We start from the raw sequence: 2,051 nt of genomic DNA, 5'->3' as shown, positions 1-2,051 counted from the left end.
ACTTTTGACATATATATTACAGTAAGTAGACCAAAGGAACTTCCCCCTTAGTCTCTCTCAGAACCGTACGTGAACCTCTCAGCTCATACGGCTCCCATCATCCAGCTGTTGGTAATATTCCAATTTTCCAGTGTGCAAACAAATTCCTATCTCTTAGTGCAATACTACCTAACCAATATTCTGCTCTCCGTTTATGTTTTCGCTTTTTATATTTTCTACGAACCCATTTAACTAAAGAATTATTGATATATCGAAGTACTCCATACATTTCCGATTTATAGAAATGTGTATAATAGTTAATCCATCCCTGTATTTTCTTGTTAAACATCTTTGCTATATCCCACAAGTCCTTATCTACTTTTAGTTGCAATCTCCAACTTCTTACTTCTTTACGTATTGCTTTCTTTGCTTTTTCCGCTATTGCTGGTAAGAAACTTGTAAAGTACTTACCATACTTATTCTTAGCACCTCTTGGTTTAAATGTGTATCCTAGAAAATCAAATGATATATTTGAATAATTACCTTTCCTATCATCATCCTTACAGTACACAATCTTTGTTTTCTCAAGGTTAAGTTGTAATCCAAATTGTTTAAATCTTTCCTGCAATCTTTTCTGTAAATACTTAGCCTGTTTTAATGATACACAGTGTGCAATTCCATCATCTGCATATCTCGCCCACTGAATCGTTTTGAATTCTTTCACCATAAAATCATCGAATACATAGTGCAAAAACAAATTTGCAAGAACTGGACTGATAACCCCTCCTTGTGGAGTTCCAGATATTCTGGGAATTATTGTTCCATCTTCCATTTGAAACGGTGCTGTCAGCCACCTCTGAATATATAGAATTATCCATTCTTCTTTAGTATGCCTTTTCACCATTTTCATTAGGTAATCATGCCTGATATTATCAAACAAACCTTTGATGTCGAACTCTAGTACCCAGTTTTTCCTCCAACACCTTGTTCTTGTCTTTTCTATTGCCTGTATTGCTGATTTATATGGTCTATATCCATAGGAATCCTCATAAAACATCGGCTCTACTTGTGATTCAAAATATAGCTTTGCTATCATTTGTGCTATTCTATCTTCAACAGTTGGAATACCTAGTATTCTAGTTCCACCATTCTTCTTTGGAATTGCTACAGCTTTTACAGGTTTGGGGAAATAACTTCCTGACGACATTCTGTTCCAGATTTTGTAAAGATTGTTCTCTAAATTATCTTTAAAATCTTTTATAGACTGTTCATCAACTCCGTATGTTCCCTTGTTTGCTTTAACTTTCTCATAAGCTATCATTACAGCTCTTTTTGAAATACTAAATGGCTTTGTTTCTTGCATAAGTTCCTCCTCCTTTCAAAGTTGACTTATTCTAGAAACTGGATAACTCGGGTTCTTTGCTCCATTTCCATTACAGAAACTTCTTCGCTACTACAACCCAATCTGCCCCCATGACTATATTGGTACTCTTTTCTTACGGTTCTTCCGCTTGAAATACTCCCTTAACATCAGTCCGTGGGTTCCCACGTTCCATACAGACGCCTGTGTCAAGTTCATGCCACCTTTATGCCGCCCACCGCTTAGACAGTAAACAGGTTTCCTCTAAGCTTATCCCAAATTAACGACTACCCCTTGGTTTTGATGGAATCCTTACGCTTTCGACATTTCCGTAAGTGGTTCACGTGCTCATTCATCTCCTTAACACCCACCTGACAGTTATAACTGCCTTTTCCTTAACGCTCAATACCATAGCTTTTGTCTACAGCACCTTAAGGTGGTTTGAAACCTCCACCTGTATGGCGATTTCGGTGGACCTACCACCATCATCTGTACAGCATAGCTGTCTTCAAGTAGCTTGCGCTACTTTGACACCCTTCGTGGCGCACAATCATCAGCATATCTACAGAATTTATGTCCTCTTTTCTCAAGTTCTTTATCTAGACTATCAAGCATTATATTACTGAGTAATGGACTTAACGGACCACCTTGCGGTGTTCCATCTTCCGATTTAACTACTATACCATTAATCATAATACCAGATTCAAGGTAT

Annotated in this window: 1 protein-coding gene and 1 pseudogene; both read right to left on the bottom strand. The window is 37.4% G+C overall.

The genetic code is table 11. The features are described from left to right. Positions 1–97: 97 nt before the first annotated feature. Entirely contained in the window at positions 98–1,342 is a 1,245-nt protein-coding gene (ltrA, locus tag AYC61_RS01185) for a group II intron reverse transcriptase/maturase (protein WP_066495584.1), read from the bottom strand. A 543-nt stretch (positions 1,343–1,885) separates the two neighbouring features. Beyond that, a pseudogene (locus AYC61_RS01180) lies at positions 1,886–2,051 on the bottom strand (reverse transcriptase domain-containing protein); the annotation flags it as partial.

Source organism: Abyssisolibacter fermentans, assembly GCF_001559865.1.
In the GTDB taxonomy this organism is placed as follows: Bacteria; Bacillota; Clostridia; order Tissierellales; family MCWD3; genus Abyssisolibacter; species Abyssisolibacter fermentans.
This window is presented reverse-complemented; position numbering and strand designations above follow the sequence as displayed.

Bases quoted from the DNA above. Each gene is read 5' to 3' on its own strand.
- ltrA (WP_066495584.1), bottom strand. From the start codon at position 1,342: ATGCAAGAAACAAAGCCATTTAGTATTTCAAAAAGAGCTGTAATGATA.